This window comes from Provencibacterium massiliense, assembly GCF_900169495.1.
Classification (GTDB): Bacteria; Bacillota; Clostridia; order Oscillospirales; family Ruminococcaceae; genus Harryflintia; species Harryflintia acetispora.
The window spans coordinates 1,007,427-1,027,050 of the sequence record NZ_FWCH01000012.1 but is presented as its reverse complement, the minus strand read 5'-3'; the positions used below and the strand labels follow the sequence as shown (position 1 = coordinate 1,027,050).

Below are 19,624 nucleotides of genomic sequence, written 5' to 3'. Positions count from 1 at the left end.
GTTTTGTTCCCCCTATGCCCCGATGAACGGGCCGATCTCGGACACCGGGACCGGGTGCAGCCTGGCCCGCCCGATTTTATCGAGCAGGATGAAGGTAAGGCTCGCGCCGTGGCGCTTCTTGTCGCCCAGCATGGCCGGCACGAGGTCGCAGAGGTTCCCGTCGTACCGGTCGGCCATCCCGTAGGCGGCCAGCGCCCGCTCGATTTTGGCGGCGCTGCCGGGCGCGGTGAGGCCCAGCGCCTCGCTGCGCCGGGTGATCTCGGCCATCCCGATCCCGACCGCGCGCCCATGGCTGACGGCGTAGCCGCTCTGCCTTTCGATGGCGTGTCCCAGGGTGTGTCCAAAGTTTAAAAGCTGCCGCAGCCCGGTGTCCCGCTCGTCGCGTTCGACCGTCTCGCGCTTGAGGTCCACGCAGCGGCAGATGACCTGCTCCAGATGCTCCTTCACCGCTCCCGAAGCCAACAGGCCGAAAAGAGCTTCGTCGAAGATGGCCCCGTATTTGATGGCCTCGGCCACCCCGTCGCAGAAGTTTTCCTGCGGCAGGGTGGAGAGGGTGGCGCTGTCGCAGAGCACCAGGACCGGCTGCCAGAAGGCGCCGACCAGGTTTTTCCCCTCGGCGGTGTCCACCCCGGTCTTGCCGCCCACCGAGGAGTCGATCATCGCGAGGAAGGTGGTGGGGATCTGCACGAAGTCGATCCCCCGCAGCCAGCTGGCTGCCGCGAAGCCGGTCACATCCCCGACCACCCCGCCGCCCAGGGCGATGAGAAGGTCGCTCCTGGTGATTCCGCTTTCATTCAGGAAGCGGTAGATATCCTGCATGGTGGAAAGGTTCTTGCTGCCCTCGCCGTTCGGGAAGGCGAATTTAACCGCCTCGATCCCGGCGCTTTCCAGCGACCGGATCAGTGCCGCTCCGTAGAGGCCGTCGACCCGATCGTCGGTGATGACCGCGGCCTTGGCCTTCGGGCGCAGGGCGCGGATGCGCGCCCCGGCGCTTAGCAGCAGCCCCTGGCCGATCAAAATATCATAGGGGGCGGCGGTATGGACGGTGATGGTTGGCATAGGGGGTTCACTCCTTACTTAGTCGGCCATTTTCTTGCCCATGAAACTTACCATCGACTTGATTTTGGGCATGAGCTCGTCGAACTGGTCGGGGGTCAGCGACTGCGGGCCGTCCGAGAGGGCGTGCTGCGGGTCGTTGTGCACCTCGATGATCAGGCCGTCCGCGCCGGCCGCGATGGCGGCCATCGAAAGGGGCTCGACCATCCAGTTGATCCCGGCCGCATGGCTGGGGTCGACCACCACCGGCAGGTGGCTGAGCTTCTTGAGCATGGGAACCGCCGAGATGTCCAGGGTGTTGCGCGTGGCCGTCTCGAAGGTGCGGATCCCCCGCTCGCAGAGGATGACGTTCATGTTGCCCCCGGCCATGATGTATTCGGCGCTCATGAGGAGCTCCTCCATGGTGTTGGCCAGCCCCCGCTTTAAGAGGATGGGCTTTCTCAGCTTCCCGAGCTCCTTGAGCAGCTCGAAGTTCTGCATGTTGCGCGCGCCGACCTGGATGACGTCGACGTCCTCGAACAGCGGCAGGTGCGAGGCGCTCATGACCTCGGTGACGATCGGCATGCCGGTCTTTCTCCTGGCCGCGTGCAGCAGCTCGATCCCCTCGGCGCGCAGGCCCTGGAAGGCATAGGGCGAGGTGCGGGGCTTGAAGGCGCCGCCGCGCACCAGGCGTGCGCCGGCCTTGTGCACCCGGTCGGCCACCTCGGTGATCTGCGCCTCGCTCTCCACCGAGCAGGGGCCGCTGATCACCTGGAAGTTGCCCCCGCCGATCTTGAGCTCCCCGATCTGTACGACCGTATCCAGCGGATGGAATTTGCGGTTGGCATTCTTGTAGGGCTCCTGTATCCGGATGGCGTCCTCGACGATGCTCACCGCCTTGATGGTGTCAAGGTCGAGCTTTGCAGTATCGCCCACCAGCCCCAGGATGGTGGTGTGCAGCCCCTTGGTCGGGCGCGCCTCGATCCCCTGATCGCTCAGCCATTGGATAAAATTGTCGAGCTTGTCCTGCTGTATGTTATTTTTGAGAATGACGACCATGATAGTTTCCTCCAAACAGTTTACTATATTTTTGAGCCTTTCGCCACCGGTTAGCAAAAAGCTGCAAAGACAAACAAAAAGGCCGGTACTTTTGCTACCAAAAGTACCGGCCTGTGTGCACGGGTGGTTCCTGCTGCCCCTTAGGCGGGCAGTGAAGCGGTCTTTGGCAGTTTATTTAATTTGTCGCAGCAAAAAAAGCCGGCGCTAAAGAAATAGCCCTGGCTAAAGTAAAAGAAAAATTTGTTGTTTGCTGCACAAGTAACTGCCATACTGGAAAACTCCTCGCATGATGAGTGTTCTGATTTATGGTGCTTATCATACCTTAACCACCCTTTGGCTGTCAAGGGGAGTGAAGCGTTTTTCGTCAGATTGATCAGAAATTTCTTATTTTACTAAAAACTAAGATGGATTTTGCTCGGTCTGCGCCTGCTGCAGCAGGGGCTCGAGTTCCTTCCCGCAGAGGACCAGGACGTCCCCCTCGCGGATGGTGGTCGAACCCTTGGGGATGATCACCTCGCCCCCGCGCTTGATCATCACCACCAGGATTTCCTGCGGGATGTCCGCCTCCATCAGAGTCTGGTCCTTCCAGCGGCTGCCGTGCTTCACCTCATACTCCAGCAGCTGGGTGGAGCCCTCCTCCTCATAGTCGTTGAAGGTTTTGAGCACTGAGCTCTCGGCCTCCACCAATCCGAGGCGCTTTGCCACCCAGGGGATCAGGGTGCCCTGTACGCTGACCGAGAAGAGGGCGACGAAAAAGACCATATGGAAAATGTCGGTGCCGAGGCTCAGCCCCATCGAGGCCGCATAGATGGCGAACACGATCGAGGCCGCGCCGCGCAGCCCCACCCAGGAGACCAGGAGCTGCTGCCGCAGCGGGATTTTGAACCAGGAGAGGATCGAAAAGGTGGCGAGCGGCCGCGCGACGAAGATCATAAACAGGGAGAGCAACACCCCGGGCAGGATGACCGAGGGCAGCTGAGAGGGGAAGGAGAGCAGCCCCAGGGTAAAGAAGAGGATGATCTGCATGATCCAGGAAACCCCGTCGAAGAAGTGCACCAGAGAGCGCTTATGCAAAATCTTGTTGTTCCCGGCGATCAGCCCGATGAGGTAGACGCAGAGATACCCGTTCCCGCCCAGCGTTTCGCACAGCGCATAGCCGAGCAGCACCACCCCCACCACGAAGATGGGATAGAGCCCGTCGATCTCGAAGTTGATCCGGCGCAGCACGAACACCGCCGCCAGCCCCAGAAGGCCCCCCAGCGCCAGGCCGAAGGCGAGCTGGCGCACCAGCATGAGGGTGATCCCGCCGCCGCTGCCCTCGCCGGTCAGGAAGGTGATCATGACCATGGTGAGCATATAGGAGAAGGGGTCGTTGCTCCCGCTTTCGATCTCGAGCAGGGAAGCGAGGCCCCCCTTGAGCCCCAGCTTGCGCGAGCGCAGGATGGCAAAGACCGACGCCGCATCGGTCGAGGCGACGACCGAGCCGATGAGCAGGCTCTGCCAGATGTTCCCCCCGAAGAGGAAGTGGCAGAACCATCCGGTGAGCAGCGCCGTGAGCACCACCCCGAGGGTGGACATCGCGACCGCGGGGCCGATCACTGGGCGCGCGGCCTTCCAGTTGGTGCCGAAGCCCCCGTAGAACATGATGAAGATCAGCCCGATCGAGCAAAGCTGGCGGGAGAGCTCGAAATCCGAAAACCAGATCCCCCCGATCCCGTCCGAGCCGAAGAGCATCCCCAGCACCAGGAAGATCAGCAGGCTGGGCACGCCTAGGCGGTAGAAGAGCTTGCTGGATGCGACGCAGAGCAGGAGCACCACTGCGCCGCCGATTAAAATCTGTTGCATATCGGCCTCCTTCTGATGTGTCAGTCTCGGGCGGAACAGGACATATATCATTATTTTACAGGAAAAAGCGCGCACAGACAATCAAAAAATGAGGAGCCGATTCAAAAAAACATAAAAATGTGGTATCCTTATGGGGAACAATGGATATTTAAGCCTTGACGCCAATCCCGGAGAAAGGAGGAGCGGTGGATGAGGGAGCCGTTTGACAGGCCTTTGCGGGTCGCACTGGTCCAGCGCCGCGCGGTGCGGGGGGACTCCTACGCAAACCTGCAGCTGGGGCTGGAGTGCTGCCGGGCGGCCGGGCAGAAGAAGGCCGACCTCGTGGTGTTCCCCGAAATCTGGTCCAGCGGCTATGAGGTCCCGTTCGGCCGCCCGCTCTTGGAGCATGGGGCGTATATGCGCTCCTTCCAGGAGGAGGCGCGGCGCCTCGGGCTCGGGATCGTGGCGACCTGCCTCTCGAAGGGGAAGAAGCTGCCGCAGGACACGGCGGTCGTCATCTCCCCCACGGGGGAAATCCTCATGCGCTACGCCAAGGTGCATACCTGCGATTTTTCCGCCGAGCGCACGCTCGAGCCGGGGGAGGGGTTTGCCGTCTGCGACTTCCCCTTCGAGGGGGGCCGGGTGCGCCTGGGGGTGATGACCGGATTCGACCGGGAGTACCCCGAGAGCGCAAGGGAGCTCATGCTTAAGGGGGCCGAGCTGATCGTGGTGCCCAACGCCGGGGCGATGGATCCGCTGCGGCTCGGCCAGCTGCGCACCCGCGCGTTTGAAAACATGGTCGGGGTGGCGATGGCCAATTATCCCGGCCTCGGCTGGGGATGCTCCTGCGCCTTCAGCCCGATAGTTTACAGCGAAACCGGGCATTATATAGACAATACCCTCGCCATGGCCGGGGAGCGTGCCGAGGGGCTGGTGCTGGCGGATTTCGACCTGGAGGCGATCCGCGCCTGGCGCGCGCGCAGGGTCTGGGGAGGGGCCTACCGCAAGACCTACGCCTACCCAAGCCTTTTGGAGGCGAGGCCCCCAAAGCCCCTCGTGCGGCGGGACAACCGGACGCAATGCCCTTAAGACAGAAGGAGGAATTATCTTGACAACCTACAATCCGGTTTTGCTGGCGCTGCTGGGCACCGGCTTTACCTTCCTGGCGACCGCCGCGGGCGCGGGGATGGTCTTCTTTTTCCGCAAGCAGGCGGGGGAGGAGTTCCAGCGCAGCTTCCTGGGGTTCGCCGCCGGGGTGATGATCGCCGCCTCGGTCTGGTCGCTGCTGATCCCGGCCATCGAGATGGCCGAGGGCGGCCCTCTCCCCGGTTGGGTGCCGGCGGCGGGAGGCTTTGTGCTCGGCGGGCTTTTTTTGCTGCTGCTGGACCGGCTGCTTCCCCACCTGCATCCCGATTCCGATACCCCCGAGGGCTTGCCCTCCTCGCTGCGGCGCACCACCATGCTGGTCTTCGCCGTGACGCTGCACAACATCCCCGAGGGGATGGCGGTGGGGCTGGCCTTCGCGCTGGCCGCGCAGGGGAGCGGCGCCACTACCCTGGCGGGTGCCATGGCGCTGGCCATCGGCATGGGGCTGCAGAACTTCCCCGAGGGCGCGGCCATCTCCCTGCCGCTGCGCCGGGAGGGGCTTTCGGTGAGCCGTTCCTTCGTCTATGGGGCCCTTTCGGGGATCGTGGAGCCGATCGCCGGAGTACTCACCGTGCTGGTGGCCGCCAAGGTCGCCGGGATCATGCCCTGGATTCTCTCCTTCGCGGCGGGGGCGATGATTTACGTGGTGGTCGAGGAGCTGATCCCCGAGGCGCACCTGGGTGAGCATTCGCACATCGGGACCGCCGGGGTGATGACGGGATTCCTGATTATGATGATCCTGGATGTTGCGCTCGGATAGGCTTTGGTGTATAATGAAACCATCTTATAAGCGGGAGGATTTGTAAAATGTTAGTAGCTGCTGCAGAAATGCTCAAAAAGGCAAAGGAAGGCAAATACGCGGTTGGCCAGTTCAATATCAACAACCTCGAGTGGACCAAGGCGGTGCTGCAAACCGCCGAGGAGCTGAAGGCCCCGGTCATCTTGGGCGTCAGCGAGGGCGCGGGCAAATACATGTGCGGTTTCAAGACCGTCACCGAGATGGTCAAGGCGATGGACGAGAGCCTGGGGATCACCGTGCCGGTGGCGCTCCACCTCGACCACGGCACCTACGACGGGTGCAAGAAGTGCGTGGAGGCGGGCTTCACCTCCATCATGTTCGACGGTTCCCACTACCCGATTGAGGAGAACATCGAAAAGACCAAGGAGCTCGTCGCGCTCGCGCATGACAATGGCATGTCCATCGAGGCCGAGGTCGGCTCGATCGGCGGCGAAGAGGACGGCGTGGTCGGCATGGGCGAGGTCGCGGACCCCGCCGAGTGCAAGATGATCGCCGATCTGGGGATCGATTTCCTCGCCGCGGGGATCGGCAACATCCACGGCGTTTATCCTCCCAACTGGAAGGGCCTGGACTTCGACGCGCTGGCCAAGATCCAGCAGGCGGCCGACGGTATGCCGCTCGTGCTGCACGGCGGCACCGGGATCCCGGCGGACATGATCAAAAAGGCGATCTCGCTGGGCGTCAGCAAGATCAACGTCAACACCGAGTGCCAGCTCTCCTTCGCGGCCGCGACCCGCAAGTACATCGAAGAGGGCAAGGACAAGCAGGGCAAGGGCTTTGACCCGCGCAAGCTGCTCGCTCCCGGCGTCGAGGCCATCAAGGCCACCGTCAAGGAGAAGATGGAGCTCTTCGGCTGCGTCGGCAAGGCGTAAGAGAAACAGAACAAAAAACAGGCTCCCCAAGCGGGGAGCCTGTTTTTTGTTTACTTGCGGGTTCAGTTGGCGGGGTGGCATTTGGCGCAAGGGGTATATTCCAGGCTCTGCGCCTTGGAGACGTTGTAGGCGCAGAAGTTTTCCCCGGCGGCATAGACGGGGCAGTCGAGGGTGTGGTATTCCTTCCCGCCGTCGACGATGATGGCGATATAGGCGTCCAGGAACTTGGCCTTCTCCCGGTCGGTTTTCGCCGCAGCAGCGGGATGGCATTTTGCACAGGGGGTGTAATCCAGCTTCTGCGCCTTGGAGACGTTGTAGGCGATGAAGTCTTCCCCCTCGGCGTAGACGGGGCAGTCGAGGGTGTGGTACTCCTTCCCGCCGTCGACGATGATGGCGATATAGGCGTCCAGGAACTCGGCCTTTTCCCGCTCTGTCTGCGCGGCAGGTGCGGAGGGAGCTGCGCCCGCAGCGGGCGCGGCTGGCGCCTGGGCGGCCGCTGGCGCTTGGGCGGCTTCTGGCGCTTGAGCGGCTTTTGGCGCTTGGGCAGCCTCCGGGGCGGGGGAGACTGGCGTCTCATAGGGGCAGACCCCGTTTGTGTGCAAATGGGCCGGATAGCCGTGATGGTAATGATAGGGCCCGAGCCCGCTGACATTCTTGTTGTCCTTGTGCCCGCCGGCGCTGTCGGTGCGTCCCGAGTGTGCAAAGGCGCTGGTGGTAATCAGACATAAAACGATCAGAACAGAGAATAATCTTTTCAAAACAATCACCTCACCCTCAGTATAGTGCGAAGATAACCGGTTGCATGTCGAATACGGTCGAACCGCGCGGCGGCCGTGTACAAGCCGTTATTGCCAAACGGGCAAAAAAATGCTAAGATAAATCATTCGATAAGGGCTTTGACCGAGGGAGGATTTTTGTATGATAAAAGGCAGATGGATTGCGCTGATTTGCGCCGCCTTGCTGGCGATGAGCGGCTGCGGCGCCAGGGAGAAAGGGGCGCAGAGCAGTGAGGAAGCGTTGCCGCAAAGCTCTCAGGCTTCGCAGCAGGAGTCCTCGCAGGCAAAAGAGGCTGATCCCTCGCCCGAGGGGGAGAGCGGCGAGCCGGTGGACGAGGCGGCGCTGAAGGCAGTGTTGGATTCCATCGCCCAATACGAGCCGGATACGGCGGGCAGCTCGCTGAAGATCGTCATCGTGGCGGCGAAGCTCCTCGACTTCTCGGAGAGCTACAACGCGGCGCAAAAGCAGGCGTTGGAAACCGGGGCGGAGAATTATCTCACCGCGCTCACAGGGGAAGCGCTCGGGCTGTTTTCAGACAACCTGCCCTATGTGGACCAGACCGTGCGCGAGATTCTCGCGGGCGGGGAGGAGATCGAAGCGAGGCTCGAGGAGGCGGGGAACCCGCTGGAGAGTGAAAGCTACAGCCCGGACCTCTACGAGTCGGTCTACGCCGTGCTCAACGATGCGCTGGCCGCGCGGATCGCCAAGGGCTAAACGTGAATACGAAAGCGCCCCGCATGGAATCCATGCGGGGCGCTTTTTGCTGCCGGCTCAGAGGGAGGCGTAGTAGCCGGTGGCGAGGATGTCGCCCTCCTTCATCATGACCTGCCCTTTGGCGAGCACTGTGTCGATGGATAGGTCGTCGTTCAAAAAGACGAGGTCGGCATCGCTGCCCGGAGCAATCGCGCCCTTGCGCGGATAGAGCTCCAGGGCTTTCGCCACAGTCTCGGTGATGGGCAGGATGGCCCGCTCGAGAGGCACCCCCTTGCCGATCAGAGCCCGGACGGTCTCATAGAGGGTGGTCATCCTGCCGACCCCCATGCCGACCATTTCTTTTTTCTCGTTCCAGATGGGGGCGCTGCCGTTCGAGTCCGAGCTCAGGGTGACCTGCCCGAAGGGCGCGCAGTCCATCAGCTGGAGCAGCGCCGTTTCCACCCCTTCTCCGCTGGTCAGGTCGGGATAGCCGCCCATCCTTGCGAGCTTGGCGGCTTGGTCGAGATGCCGGCACATGTGGGTGGGTCTAAAGTGCCGCACCGGGATGTCGGTGCGCTCGACGATCTCAAAGACGGCGGCGATCCCTTCCTTGCCGCTGCCCACATGGATGTGCACCACCCCCGGTTTTTTGGCGGTCAGGGAGGCGATCCGCACCTCGCTGGCAAGGCGGGTGAGCTCCTGCACGGTGGGGTAGGAGCAGCGGTGGTCGGACAGGGCGATCTTCACCCCCAGCACCTCGGGGATGAGGCAGATGTCCTCCCCGACTTCGCCGGTCAGGGTGACGCTGGGGTACTCGTACGAGCCGGTCAGGCAGTAGGCGGTGATCCCCTCCAGGGTGAGCGCGCGGACTTTGGCCAGCAGCGCGTGCAGGCTGCGGGTGTGCCGGTCGGTGCCCAGCAGCCCGCACAGGGTGGTCACCCCGGCCCCTATGCAGTCGCGTATATCCAGCTCGGGCACCCGGCTGGCGAAGCCGTCCTCGCCGCCGCCCCCAATACAGTGGACATGCTGGTCGATGAAGCCGGGAAGCACCCGCTTTCCTCCGGCGTCCAGCACGGTGAGCTGCGGCAGGGAATAGTCGATCCCCTCCCGCAGCTCGATGATCCGCCCGGCGCAGATGAGGATATCCCGGAGCCCCAACGGGGCGGGGGAATAGACGTTTGCGTTTTTGATCAGCAGCATAGATTTCCCTCCTGTTTTCCTTTCTCTATCAAACAGGAAGAAACCGGTTTTGTCAAGAGGGGCGGGCCCGGCAGCCGAATTTTTGACCAATGGATATTCAATGTCTTTTTTAAAAAAGTGCGGGAAGCGCACCCTTTTTGCCCCTTTGGCATAGGATAAAACGACAAAATGAGAGATGGAGGTATCCTATGCCTACGGTATATCTGAGCCCCTCCCTGCAGGAGTTCAACCAATACGTCAACGGCGGCAACGAAGAGCAGATGATGAACCTGATCGTGGACGCGATGATCCCCTACCTGCGCGCGAGCGGGATCCAATATGTGCGCAACTCCACCGAGCAGTCCCTGCTCGAGGCGATCGCCCAGTCCAACGCAGGCAACTACGACCTGCACGTCGCCATCCATTCCAACGCCTCGCCCGAGAGCCTGAGCGGACAGCTGCAGGGCACCGACGTCTACTACCGCCCGGGCAACTGGTCGAGCAAGCGTTTCGCCGACATCCTGGTGCGCAACTTTAAGCAGATCTATCCCAATCCCCAGATGGTGCAGGCCCTGCCCACCTCCTCCCTGGCCGAGGTGCGCCGCACCACCGCGCCCGCCGTGCTCATCGAGGTGGCCTACCACGACAACTGGCAGGACGCCCAATGGATCAAAGACAACATCGACGCCATCGCGCGCACCATCGTGCGCTCGATGACCGAATATTTCGGCATCCCCTTCGTCGAGCCGCAGCCCGAGCGCGTCGGGATCGTGCAGACCGGCGGGCCCAACCTCAACATCCGCAATAGGCCCAACACCGGCGCCGCGGTCATCGGCCGCATTCCGGACGGCGCGCAGATCACCGTCTATTCGGACATCGGCGAATGGGACGTGGTCGGCTACGGTGGGGTGGTAGGCTTCGCTTATAACCGGTACATCAACCTGCAATAACCCCTGGTATGCAGCAGGGCCCGCAGCGACAGCTGCGGGCCCTGTGCGGGTTCTATCGGGAAAAAGGGAAAACAGATTATAAGCCGTTGGGGTTTTGGCGGATAAACTCCCACCCGTCCCGGCACATGTCGTCGAGGCCGCGCCCGGCCTCCCAGCCGAGCAGGCGCTTGGCCTTGTCGCAGTTTGCATAGGAGGTGGCGATGTCCCCGGCGCGGCGCGCCTTGATCTCATAGGGGATTTTCTGGCCGCTGGCGCGCTCGAAGGCATGCACCACATCCAGCACGCTGCTGCCCTTGCCGGTGCCGAGGTTGATCGCCTCGACCCCCTTGTGGGCGGCCGCGTATTCCAGCGCTTTGATGTGCCCGAGCGCCAGGTCCACGACGTGGATGTAGTCCCGCACGCCGGTCCCGTCCGGGGTGTCGTAGTCGTCGCCGTAGACGCTGAGCGTTTGCAGCTTGCCCACCGCGACCTGGGAGATATAGGGAAAGAGGTTGTTGGGAATCCCGTTGGGATTTTCGCCCAGCAGCCCGCTTTCGTGCGCGCCGATGGGGTTGAAGTAGCGCAGCAGGATGACGCTCCAGTCGGGATCCGCCGCCTGGACGTCGCGCAGCATCTGCTCGATGAAGAGCTTGGTGCTGCCGTAGGGATTGGTGGTGGACAGGGGCATGTCCTCGGTGAAGGGGGCGGTGTTGTGCATGCCGTAGACGGTGGCGGAGGAGGAGAAGACCATCCGCTTGCAGCCGTGGCGGCGCATGACGTCGCAGAGGACCAGGGTGCCGGTCAGATTGTTGTGGTAGTACTCGATCGGCTTTTCGACCGATTCGCCCACCGCCTTGAGCCCGGCGAAGTGGATCACCGAGTCGATCTCGTTTTCCGAAAAGATCCGTTCGACTGCCGACCCGTCCAGCAGGTCGCTTTCATAGAAGCGGGGCTCGCGGCCGGCGAGCTGCGCGATCCGGCGCAGCGCCTCGGGCTTGGAGTTTGAGAAGTTGTCGGCCACGACCACCTCGTAACCCGCCTTAAGGAGCTCCACCACGGTGTGGCTGCCGATGTATCCGGCGCCGCCGGTGACCAAAACTGCCATATCTATATTACCTCCCTTATCGGTTTTGCTTCCGGATTTCAGTATATCTCCCCGCTGCCGCCGCGTCAATTGTTTTTGGAGGTGCTGCAACTTTTGTCCATCTTTTCGCAACTTTTGCGGGAGGCCCATCCGCCGGGGGTGGGAATTTTTCTGCCGGGGTGGTATAATAACCACAGATTGCTTATTGCTGTCACATCTATATGATACCATCCGCGGAAAGGGAGAAACGGTTTGGACAAAAATCTGATCGTCTATGACGATATCCAAAGCAACGAGGAAATCCGCACCTATATCGAGATGGCGGACCAGATGCTCAGTGCCCAGGGATTTACCGAGCATTCCTTCGCCCATGTGACCAAGGCCGCCCGGGTGGCCTTTGACATTTTGCAGACGCTGGGCTATCCCGAGCGCACCTGCGAGCTGGCGCGGATCGCCGGGTTCATGCACGACATTGGCAATGTGATCAACCGCAATGACCACGCCCAGAGCGGCGCGCTGATGGCCTACCGCATCCTCAATAAGCTGGGGATGCCCCCGCGGGAGGTGGCAATCGTGATCGGCGCGATCGGCAACCACGACGAGGGCACCGCCGTGCCGGTGGGGGAGGTTGCCGCCGCCCTGATCCTCGCGGACAAGAGCGACGTGCGCCGCTCCCGGGTGCGCAACCAGCTGGAGGCCTCCTTCGACATCCACGACCGGGTCAACTACGCCGTCGAGCAGTCCCAGCTGATCGTGGACCTGCGCCACGAGCTCTTTTCGCTCAACCTGACCATCGACACCAAGACCGGGACCATGCTCGACTATTTCGAGATTTTTCTCGGGCGGATGCTTCTCTGCCGCCGTGCGGCCAATTACTTCCATATGAACTTTCAATTGGTCATCAATGGGAATGTATTGTAAAAAAATTCCTTTCGTCACAATTCGATTCCAAATTCTGTAAAATTATGGTATCCTCAGGACAAATGGGACATTTGGAGGAGGATGCCGGATGGAAAACAGGAAACCGGTCTATTCGGTCTTTGGCGAGACGGTGGACGGCCGGATGTGCTACGGCTTGCAGGAGGAGGGAGGCGCGCGTTTTTGCCGCCTGAGCGATGAGCGTTTAGAGCTCGAGGCGCTGGCGGGGCTGCTCAATCGGGCCGGATGCTCGCCCATTCATTTTTCCGAAGTGGTCGAGGATTTCCGGCACAGCTGAGATAATTGTGAGGAAAACGGGAAAAATGAAAAAAAGAGGTTGACATTTTCCTTACAATGCGATAAAATAATATTCGCGATATTTATCGCGCAGAGATGGGAGTATAGCTCAGCTGGTTAGAGTGCCTGCTTGACATGCAGGAGGTCGTTGGTTCGAGCCCAATTATTCCCACCAGGAAAACCGCTTAAACGGCTTTTGGCTGTTTAAGCGGTTTTCCTTTTTTCCTGCCGGGACAACCGCCGGGCTGCTCCCGGAATATCCGGGCCGTTGGGCGGTGCGCGTAAGCGGAGTGCGCCGGGAAGAAGGAGTTCCTTGCAAAGCCGGTTCCGGGCGGGCGGCGCAAAACACCCCCTTCCCGCTGCCGACCGGGAGGAGGGTCATAAGAACGACAAAAGAGCTCCCCCTTTTTAAGGGGGAGCTCTTAATCATTGCTTGTCTTACGCGGGGCAGACGTTGACAGCGCGCAGCTTGCCGCTGTTCTTCGGATCAGCCTCGGTCTCGAAGGTGACCTTCTGGCCCTCGTTGAGGGTTTTGAAGCCGTCGCTGACGATCGCAGAGAAATGCACGAAGACATCCTCGCCGCCCTCGTCGTTGGAGATGAAGCCAAAGCCCTTGTCCGCGTTAAACCATTTTACCGTACCCTTATTCATGTTAGGTACCTCCTGTTTATAAATTTCATATTCAGAGACGTACTTGGTGTGCACGGAAAAGACCGGCAACGAAAAACTCACATGCTTTTGTAAATCATGAAACGGACCATGACTTACAAAAACATGTGAGTTCATTTGGTACATTTAGAATACATGATTAGTATAGCAGTTTTTAAATCTTTTGTCAACTGTTTTGCCCGGTGTAATATTTCGGAAGTTTTGGAAAATCCTAATGGATGAGGTGATTGACATGGCAAAACAGGGAATGAAGCGGCCTTCTCCCGCGCACAAGCCTCCGAAAAACGAGGTGCCGCCGGTGCCTGAGCTGCAGGGAAAGCCCAAGCACACCAAGGAAAAAGCAAAGCCCATCACCGAATAAGCCGAAAATGCGCCCTTCTCAAAGTATGGCAGGCGTCGCCTGCCATACTTTGAGAAGGGCGCATTCCATTGACGGAAGGCTTCAGCGGGGGTCCTCCACCAGCAGGACCTTCAGGATGGAATCCGGGGAGACTGAGCCGAGCAGATAGACGGTATAGGTCGAGCGTTCGCCGATGTCCGCCGCGAAGGAGACCAGCACGTCAGGGCGGGGGAAGTCGGAGGAGATGTCCTCCACCGTTTCGATGTCCGCCTCGAGCGGGGTGGGGGTGATGTAGAAGAAGTAGAGCCCCGGCCGGATGGTCTTGAAGGGGGTCGCTTCCTTGAAGCGCACGTCGGAAAAGACGGTGCGCCCGTCATAGAGGTTCATGTCCAGCGCCTGGGAGTCGTAGATGAGATTCACCACCCGCAGGCAGGAGAGGCTGCGCGAGACGTTCTGGCAGGGGATGTCGTTAATCTGCGCCAGCTCGATACCCGAGGGGGCGTTGACGATGGCGAGGGTGATGGTCTCCCCGGACTTGAAGGGGAAATTTTTGCGCAGCAGCAGGCCGTTTCCCGAGCGCACGACCACGGTGCGAAAGCCGTCCGGCACGTTGCGGTAGCCCGTCAGCTCGCCGAAGGTGAGGTTGTTCGCCATCATCCTTCCGCCCACGACCACGTTCAGAGGGGCATAGCCCACTGCCGCGTGCAGGAAGCGCACCCGGCAGTAGCCCTGCGTGGGAGGCGTGATGGGCCCGGGTGCGACCGGGCGGCCGCCCTCGGGGGCGATGGGCGGCACTGGAACGACCGGACCGGGGGCCACCGGGCGGCCGCCTTCCGGGGCGATGGGCGGTACCGGAATATCGGGGCCCGGAGCGACCGGGCGACCGCCTTCCGGAGCGATGGGCGGCACAGGGACGTCGGGGCCCGGAGCGACCGGACGACCGCCCTCGGGAGCGATGGGCGGTACAGGGACGTCGGGGCCCGGAGCGACCGGACGTCCGCCTTCGGGGGCGACGGGGGTCGTTGGAACATCCCGTGCGGCGGGCTGGGAAGAGGATGACCTGTTATTGCGATTCATCACGAAAGATTCCTCCTGGTCTATGTAAAAATGGTATTTGTGACCTATGTAAATCCCCGCCCGCGGGCGGGGAACGCGTACTAGAACAACCGCCGGAAAAACCTGATGATCCGGAGCAGCAGGCGCCGAAGGGCGGCGAAGAGCCCCGTGCCCTGACTGCCGGAAGGGGTATCCGGCTGTGATCCTGATCCGCCTGGATTTTCCGGCGGCTGCGCGGGAGGCGTGCCCTCCGGGAAAGGCCCCTGCTGGCCCGGCTTTCCCTCCTGGGGGCCGGTGGGGGAGCCTTCTATCGGAGACAGGCCGTTGAGGCCCGCCGCCTTTATGATGGCGGCATAGTCCTTATAGGCCCAGTCGCGGTCGCACGGGCCCTTGACACCCGGACAGGTGCCGCTGCTGCCGGTGTATTGCCACATGCCGTATTCGCCCTGATAGTCCGGCTTCTGGGTGTAGTCGGCCAGCCAGAAGTCGTAGGCGTCCAGCCGTTCCATCTCGAGATAGAGCTTGGCAAAATAGAAATAGGTGTAGAACATGGCATAGTAGCCGAGCCGCTCCACCTCGCTGCAAAAGGCGATTACCGTGTCGGTGATCTCCTCCTTGGTCAGCACGCTGGTCAGACGCGAGTCCTCCACGTCAATGGCGATGGGATAGCTGATCCGGTACCCGCGGGCCAGGGCGATCGTCTCCTGTGCGGCCCGCCTGGCGGCCTGCTCGCTGCGCGCGTAGGAGTAGACGTAGAGCCCGACCTGCACGCCGGCTTTGAGCGCGTCGGTGATGGTCACCTCGAGGTTCGGGTCGGCCGCCAGCCCGCCGTCATAGCCGCACCAGCCCGCGCGCACCATGCAAAAGCGCACCCCGCTGCTGTAGACCGTCTCAAAATCGATCCTGGCGCGGGAGGTTTGATATTGTGAGATGTCGATCCCGCTGATTGGAATCTCCTGCAAGCTTTCACATCCTTTTTTCTGTGTCTCCTGCGCGGTTGGCGCGCAGGGCCGGCGGATAAACTCCGGCACACCATCCTATGCAAAGCGGTGGATTTCGGATCATAAAAAGGGATGCCGGTTTTGGCGGCGGACAGCGGGAGCCCCGGCGATCCGGGGGCCTGATGATGAAAAAAAGGACTGAAAGCAACGCTTTCAGTCCTTTGGGAAAAGGCTTAAGACACGCTATTGCTCCAGCGGCTGCCGGGGCTCCAATGCCGGTACCTCCACGGCGTCGTTCCCGGCGCCGTCTGTGTCGTCCTCGGCGGGAGGATCGGCGGGCGGCGACTTCTTGGACTCGGAGAGGGTGATCAGGATCACGCCCGAGAGAATCAGCACGCAGCCGATAATCTTGAGCAGCGAGAGCGACTCGCCCAGTATGAGCACGCCGCAGACTATGCTCGTGATCGGCTCGAAGGTTGAGAGGATGGCCGAGGTGGACGGCCCGACGTAGAGCACGCCGAGCTGGAAGAGGGTGACCGCCCCCACCGAGGTGAGCACGGCGACAATGAAGGAATACAGCCACGCCTTGGGCGTCAGCTGGAGCACGGCGAGCTGGCCGCTCACCAGCCCGAAGAGCCCGGCGGTGATCCCCGCCACGCTGCACAGGTAGAAGGAGAGCTTGAAGTAGTACATATTCTTCAGCCCGGATTTATCGAGGTAGATGACGTAAAAGGACCAGAAAAATCCCGACGCGATCGCCAGGATAAAGCCCATGGCCGAGCCGCCCGAACTCTTGTCGGCGAAGAAGAAGATCCCGGCCGTGGCGAGCACCAGCGCACAGATTTTCAAGGGGGTCATTTTTTCCTTGAAGAGGACGACGCAGGCCACCGAAATCACCAGCGGATAGACGAAGTGCAGGGTGGTGGCCATCCCGACGGAAATGTATGTATAGGAGGAGTAGAGCAGGATGGTGGTCAGCGCCGAGCCGACCACGCCGGTGAGAAGGATTTTTTTCACTTCGCTTGGGGCGACCCGGATGGAGAGCCCCCGCCGGCGCACCAGGAAGTAGAGCACCGGCAGCGCCAGGATGGAGCGCAGGAAGGTGAGGGTGATCCCGTTGCTTCCGCCGTCGTAGGTGATCCGTCCGAGGATGGGGGTAAAGCCGAAGATGGTCGCCGAGAGGATGGTAAAAAGGATGCCCTTATACTTCTGCAAATTGAAACCCACCTGACACTCAAATTTATCAGAATCTTTATATCTTGCGGCGCCATTGCCGCAAGATGCATTATACAATAGCCCGCACAGGGCTGTCAATTGCGCGGCAAAGAAAAGGGGCCCGCGGGCTTCCGGACCGCGCAAAAAAAGTATTGAAAGCAAAGCTTTCAATACTTTGGGAGGGGCGTGGCGTTAATCCCCGGTTTTCAAAAAAGAAGCGGCGCCTTCAATCCTCTTTTTCGCACTCGCGAAGGGTGCGCAGATGCTCGCCGTAGAGCTGCAGCTCGCCGAGGGTGGAGATGTGCACCCCCGAGCGGCGAATCTCCTGCTGTACCGCCGCGGGCAGGGAGGCAAAGTATGCGTGCATGCGCTGGTCGTCATATTCCTTCGGCACCTTCAGCGATCCCCCTGCAGCAGGTTGTCCGCATAGTTTTGCAGGCTTTCGAACGAATTGACGCTCGTCGCGCGCTGGCTGATCATCTCGCGCACATAGTCGGGCAGGGAATTGTAAAACTGATCCGCTTCGGGTTCCTGGTCGATCAGGCTGTAAAGGTCGGGATATTTTTTGAGCATAAGGGCCTCCATTCTCCGCGCAGCGCGCGGCTGCCGCCATCTTTGCGGCGGGCGGCGCGCCGGAATCCGGGATTTTCCCACCCTTAGTTTCTGCCGTGCGGCTCTCAAAAATTCAGTTGGCGGTGATTTTTGGCGGCAGCCCCTCTTTCTTGACAAATTCCGGCACGCTTCGTATAATGGACAAGGTATGGAAAAGAATTTTGTTGCGTGGTGATTGAATTTGCGAAAGAAAGCGGGAACCCTGCTTTTATCCTTGGCGCTCGCCCTCTCGACGGCGGCCGGCGCCTTCGCACAGGGTACGGATGCCCAGGAAGTGCTGGACGGCGCGGAGCTGGAGCCGCAGAGCCTGCAGTCTGAGGAGCTCGGGGAACTGGTGGAAGAGACGATGGACGAGCTCTGCGACGAGGAGATGGGCACCTACGATAAGGTGGCGGCCTGCTACGATTATCTGGTGGAGAACATGTCCTACGGCAACCAGATGCGCTACCTCAACGTGGAGGCGGGGGACACCACCTGCGCGGATATTTATTATGACTGCGGCGAGGTCGAGGGCTTTGCGGCCGTCGCGCTCACCTCCAAGGTCGGGTACTGCAACGGATACGCCTCGGCGCTGATCGTCATGCTGCGCACTTTGGGGATCGACGCGCGGCTGGTGGAGGGCGAAACCGGAAGCGCCAATGGCGGCTATGCCTACCATAAATGGGCCGAGGCCGACATCGGGGGGACCACCTACCTGTTCGACCCGCAGCTCGAGCAGGACCTCACGGCGGCCGGGCTGCCGGCCTATTCGGTCTTCTGCAAGACCTATGGCGAGGTCGGGGACCGGTACATAAAATACTGATTGATGGAAAAAGGGCTCCGTACTTTTCGGTACGGAGCCCTTTTTGGATTTTCAGATGGCGACGCTGTGCTTGACCCGGTCGCGCTCCTCGGCGCGTTTGCCGTTGTTGAAGCGGTCCAGCGTGCCCACCAGGTATCCGGTGATCCGCCGAATCCTCTCATAGGGCACGGGCGCCAGCTTGTAGCTTAGGTTGACGTATTCGCCGTCCAGCTCGATGTCGACGGTGTCGATGGTACGCCCGGGGTTCTGAGCGCGGATGTGCGCGAGGTAGGCGTCAATTTCCTGCTGTGAAAGGCTGCCGCCTGTGATGTTGATCTGCTCCATATTGTATACCACCTTTGTCTCAATTTGATGGTATCAATATACCATATATAGATTTAAAAAGCAACCGGTAATCTATATCTTGTTGCCCTAAACGGGAAGGGAATTTTCCAGTTCCTCTTCGGCGGCCTCTTGCGTCCCCTCGCAGGGAGCGATGGCGCGGGAGAAAAACAGGTTGTATAGGCGGATCATCGCCGCTCCGAGGACCAGACCGTTGGAGAAGTGGTTCAGGGATTTGAGCTTCTTGTCACAGGGGGAATCGAAGGGGCCCTTCACCGCCTGGCCGGTAAGATAGAAGTAGTAGAGCACCGCCGCGAGGACCAGTACGGCGGAAACCGTCTGTACGCTGAAGAGCTGGCAGGCCTCGGGGGTTTCCCGCCCTGCCGCGGCATCGGTGAGCTGTTTGCGCTGGATGAGCACGCCGTAAAAAGAAAGCGTCACGGCGGCAATGGTGATCAAAATGAACATTGCTGCCTTGTCCAGCACCGGGAGCTGTTCTTCGAGCAGGGAATCCGCCGTCTGCTGTTCCATAAGCCATCGCCGCCCTTTCCTGGATTTATTACCAGTGTATTCCGCTTTTAACGCCCCGGTGACGAAAAACAGGCATTGCGGGGGCATATACTTTGGCAAAGGGGGATTTGATATGCGTTTGAACGGAATTCTGATTGGGCTGATGTCCTTTGCGATCATCGGGCTGTTCCATCCGGTCGTCATCAAGTGCGAGTACTATTTTGGGGCGCGCGTCTGGCCGGCGTTCCTGGCGGCGGGGATCGGCTTTTTGCTGCTCTCGCTGCTGCCGGATTCTGTGATCGTCTCGTCCACTTTGGGAGTGCTGGGCTTCACCTGCCTGTGGAGCATCGGCGAGCTCAGGGAGCAGCGCAGGCGGGTGGAGCGGGGCTGGTTCCCGGAAAACCCCAATCGAAAGAAGCGGGGCTAGAAACAAAAAAACGACTTGTCAAAACAAGTCGTTTTTTTATGTGGTGGAGACGCGCGGGCTCGAACCGCGGACCTCCTGCGTGTGAAGCAGGCACTCTGACCAGCTGAGCTACGCCTCCG

At 60.8% G+C, this 19,624-nt stretch carries 24 protein-coding genes and 2 tRNA genes; 11 read left to right on the top strand and 15 right to left on the bottom strand.

Annotated features, from left to right (window positions below; genetic code table 11):
• Positions 1 to 12 precede the first annotated feature (12 nt).
• The 3 genes from aroB to B5477_RS09985 form a co-directional block, all read right to left on the bottom strand.
• Positions 13 to 1,059 (bottom strand): 3-dehydroquinate synthase, encoded by a 1,047-nt coding sequence (gene aroB, locus B5477_RS09995; protein ID WP_079699552.1) that lies wholly within the window; start codon positions 1,057 to 1,059, stop codon positions 13 to 15.
• An 18-nt stretch (positions 1,060 to 1,077) separates the two neighbouring features.
• Positions 1,078 to 2,094, bottom strand: a complete 1,017-nt coding sequence (gene aroF, locus B5477_RS09990; RefSeq protein WP_079699551.1) for a 3-deoxy-7-phosphoheptulonate synthase — start codon at positions 2,092 to 2,094, stop codon at positions 1,078 to 1,080.
• A gap of 399 nt (positions 2,095 to 2,493) precedes the next feature.
• Positions 2,494 to 3,939, bottom strand: coding sequence for a potassium/proton antiporter (locus B5477_RS09985; RefSeq protein WP_079699550.1), 1,446 nt, complete (start codon positions 3,937 to 3,939; stop codon positions 2,494 to 2,496).
• 189 nt (positions 3,940 to 4,128) lie between these two features.
• On the opposite strand from B5477_RS09985, the gene B5477_RS09980 reads away from it, so the two are divergent.
• Genes B5477_RS09980 through fba form a run of 3 tightly spaced genes read left to right on the top strand, consistent with a single transcriptional unit; the run spans position 4,129 to position 6,735 of the window.
• On the top strand, positions 4,129 to 5,007 hold the full coding sequence (locus B5477_RS09980) for a carbon-nitrogen hydrolase family protein (RefSeq protein WP_079699549.1): 879 nt from the start codon (positions 4,129 to 4,131) through the stop codon (positions 5,005 to 5,007).
• A 19-nt stretch (positions 5,008 to 5,026) separates the two neighbouring features.
• The gene (locus B5477_RS09975; protein WP_423241248.1) at positions 5,027 to 5,824 is read left to right on the top strand and encodes a ZIP family metal transporter; all 798 of its coding nucleotides are present in this window, start codon (positions 5,027 to 5,029) and stop codon (positions 5,822 to 5,824) included.
• 47 nt (positions 5,825 to 5,871) lie between these two features.
• Positions 5,872 to 6,735: a class II fructose-1,6-bisphosphate aldolase gene (fba, locus tag B5477_RS09970; RefSeq protein ID WP_079699548.1), complete on the top strand. Its 864-nt coding sequence runs from the start codon at positions 5,872 to 5,874 to the stop codon at positions 6,733 to 6,735.
• Between the two features lie 62 nt (positions 6,736 to 6,797).
• Here fba and B5477_RS15360 read toward each other — a convergent pair whose 3' ends face one another.
• The gene (locus tag B5477_RS15360; protein ID WP_242942180.1) at positions 6,798 to 7,493 is read right to left on the bottom strand and encodes a YHYH domain-containing protein; all 696 of its coding nucleotides are present in this window, start codon (positions 7,491 to 7,493) and stop codon (positions 6,798 to 6,800) included.
• Positions 7,494 to 7,653: 160 nt separating this feature from the next.
• Between B5477_RS15360 and B5477_RS09960 the strand changes: the two genes are divergently transcribed.
• Positions 7,654 to 8,226, top strand: a complete 573-nt coding sequence (locus B5477_RS09960; RefSeq protein WP_079699547.1) for a hypothetical protein — start codon at positions 7,654 to 7,656, stop codon at positions 8,224 to 8,226.
• Between the two features lie 57 nt (positions 8,227 to 8,283).
• Here B5477_RS09960 and iadA read toward each other — a convergent pair whose 3' ends face one another.
• Positions 8,284 to 9,405 carry a beta-aspartyl-peptidase gene (gene iadA / locus B5477_RS09955; RefSeq protein ID WP_079699546.1) on the bottom strand — a complete coding sequence of 374 codons (1,122 nt, stop codon included), beginning with the start codon at positions 9,403 to 9,405 and terminating at the stop codon, positions 8,284 to 8,286.
• 188 nt (positions 9,406 to 9,593) lie between these two features.
• Here iadA and B5477_RS09950 point away from each other — a divergent pair, with 188 nt between their 5' ends.
• The gene (locus tag B5477_RS09950) at positions 9,594 to 10,334 is read left to right on the top strand and encodes an N-acetylmuramoyl-L-alanine amidase (RefSeq protein WP_079699545.1); all 741 of its coding nucleotides are present in this window, start codon (positions 9,594 to 9,596) and stop codon (positions 10,332 to 10,334) included.
• Between the two features lie 76 nt (positions 10,335 to 10,410).
• Here the strand turns inward: B5477_RS09950 and galE are convergent, their stop codons facing one another.
• Positions 10,411 to 11,418 (bottom strand): UDP-glucose 4-epimerase GalE, encoded by a 1,008-nt coding sequence (gene galE, locus B5477_RS09945; protein WP_079699544.1) that lies wholly within the window; start codon positions 11,416 to 11,418, stop codon positions 10,411 to 10,413.
• Between the two features lie 297 nt (positions 11,419 to 11,715).
• On the opposite strand from galE, the gene B5477_RS09940 reads away from it, so the two are divergent.
• The 3 genes from B5477_RS09940 to B5477_RS09930 all read left to right on the top strand — a co-directional run bounded on the left by B5477_RS09940 (position 11,716) and on the right by B5477_RS09930 (position 12,787).
• On the top strand, positions 11,716 to 12,318 hold the full coding sequence (locus B5477_RS09940; protein WP_079700457.1) for an HD domain-containing protein: 603 nt from the start codon (positions 11,716 to 11,718) through the stop codon (positions 12,316 to 12,318).
• Positions 12,319 to 12,406: 88 nt separating this feature from the next.
• On the top strand, positions 12,407 to 12,613 hold the full coding sequence (locus tag B5477_RS09935) for a hypothetical protein (protein ID WP_079699543.1): 207 nt from the start codon (positions 12,407 to 12,409) through the stop codon (positions 12,611 to 12,613).
• Positions 12,614 to 12,710: 97 nt separating this feature from the next.
• A tRNA-Val gene (locus B5477_RS09930) sits at positions 12,711 to 12,787 on the top strand.
• A gap of 263 nt (positions 12,788 to 13,050) precedes the next feature.
• Here the strand turns inward: B5477_RS09930 and B5477_RS09925 are convergent.
• Positions 13,051 to 13,263 (bottom strand): cold-shock protein, encoded by a 213-nt coding sequence (locus tag B5477_RS09925; RefSeq protein WP_079699542.1) that lies wholly within the window; start codon positions 13,261 to 13,263, stop codon positions 13,051 to 13,053.
• Between the two features lie 250 nt (positions 13,264 to 13,513).
• Here B5477_RS09925 and B5477_RS15420 point away from each other — a divergent pair, with 250 nt between their 5' ends.
• Complete coding sequence (locus B5477_RS15420) at positions 13,514 to 13,642, top strand: hypothetical protein (RefSeq protein WP_278335620.1); 129 nt, start codon at positions 13,514 to 13,516, stop codon at positions 13,640 to 13,642.
• An 81-nt stretch (positions 13,643 to 13,723) separates the two neighbouring features.
• On the opposite strand, the gene B5477_RS15415 is transcribed toward B5477_RS15420, so the two are convergent.
• The 5 genes from B5477_RS15415 to B5477_RS15220 all read right to left on the bottom strand — a co-directional run bounded on the left by B5477_RS15415 (position 13,724) and on the right by B5477_RS15220 (position 17,406).
• Positions 13,724 to 14,698, bottom strand: a complete 975-nt coding sequence (locus B5477_RS15415; RefSeq protein WP_143533585.1) for a DUF4397 domain-containing protein — start codon at positions 14,696 to 14,698, stop codon at positions 13,724 to 13,726.
• Positions 14,699 to 14,778: 80 nt separating this feature from the next.
• Positions 14,779 to 15,639 carry a glycoside hydrolase family 25 protein gene (locus tag B5477_RS09915; protein ID WP_159448997.1) on the bottom strand — a complete coding sequence of 287 codons (861 nt, stop codon included), beginning with the start codon at positions 15,637 to 15,639 and terminating at the stop codon, positions 14,779 to 14,781.
• 222 nt (positions 15,640 to 15,861) lie between these two features.
• On the bottom strand, positions 15,862 to 16,833 hold the full coding sequence (locus B5477_RS09910; RefSeq protein WP_079699539.1) for a DMT family transporter: 972 nt from the start codon (positions 16,831 to 16,833) through the stop codon (positions 15,862 to 15,864).
• Positions 16,834 to 17,059: 226 nt separating this feature from the next.
• Positions 17,060 to 17,227 carry a hypothetical protein gene (locus tag B5477_RS15070; RefSeq protein WP_159448996.1) on the bottom strand — a complete coding sequence of 56 codons (168 nt, stop codon included), beginning with the start codon at positions 17,225 to 17,227 and terminating at the stop codon, positions 17,060 to 17,062.
• 2 nt (positions 17,228 to 17,229) lie between these two features.
• A complete protein-coding gene (locus B5477_RS15220) occupies positions 17,230 to 17,406 on the bottom strand; it encodes a hypothetical protein (RefSeq protein WP_165873088.1) in 177 nt (58 codons plus the stop codon).
• Positions 17,407 to 17,626: 220 nt separating this feature from the next.
• Between B5477_RS15220 and B5477_RS09905 the strand changes: the two genes are divergently transcribed.
• A complete protein-coding gene (locus B5477_RS09905; RefSeq protein ID WP_132083895.1) occupies positions 17,627 to 18,247 on the top strand; it encodes a transglutaminase-like domain-containing protein in 621 nt (206 codons plus the stop codon).
• Between the two features lie 51 nt (positions 18,248 to 18,298).
• Here the strand turns inward: B5477_RS09905 and nrdD are convergent, their stop codons facing one another.
• Together nrdD and B5477_RS09895 are read right to left on the bottom strand one after the other, a co-directional pair.
• A complete protein-coding gene (nrdD, locus tag B5477_RS09900; protein WP_079699537.1) occupies positions 18,299 to 18,571 on the bottom strand; it encodes an anaerobic ribonucleoside-triphosphate reductase in 273 nt (90 codons plus the stop codon).
• Positions 18,572 to 18,658: 87 nt separating this feature from the next.
• On the bottom strand, positions 18,659 to 19,099 hold the full coding sequence (locus B5477_RS09895; RefSeq protein ID WP_079699536.1) for a hypothetical protein: 441 nt from the start codon (positions 19,097 to 19,099) through the stop codon (positions 18,659 to 18,661).
• Between the two features lie 112 nt (positions 19,100 to 19,211).
• Between B5477_RS09895 and B5477_RS09890 the strand changes: the two genes are divergently transcribed.
• Positions 19,212 to 19,505, top strand: coding sequence for a DUF4491 family protein (locus tag B5477_RS09890; RefSeq protein ID WP_079699535.1), 294 nt, complete (start codon positions 19,212 to 19,214; stop codon positions 19,503 to 19,505).
• 41 nt (positions 19,506 to 19,546) lie between these two features.
• Here the strand turns inward: B5477_RS09890 and B5477_RS09885 are convergent.
• Positions 19,547 to 19,623: transfer RNA gene (locus tag B5477_RS09885), tRNA-Val, on the bottom strand.
• Position 19,624 lies beyond the last annotated feature (1 nt).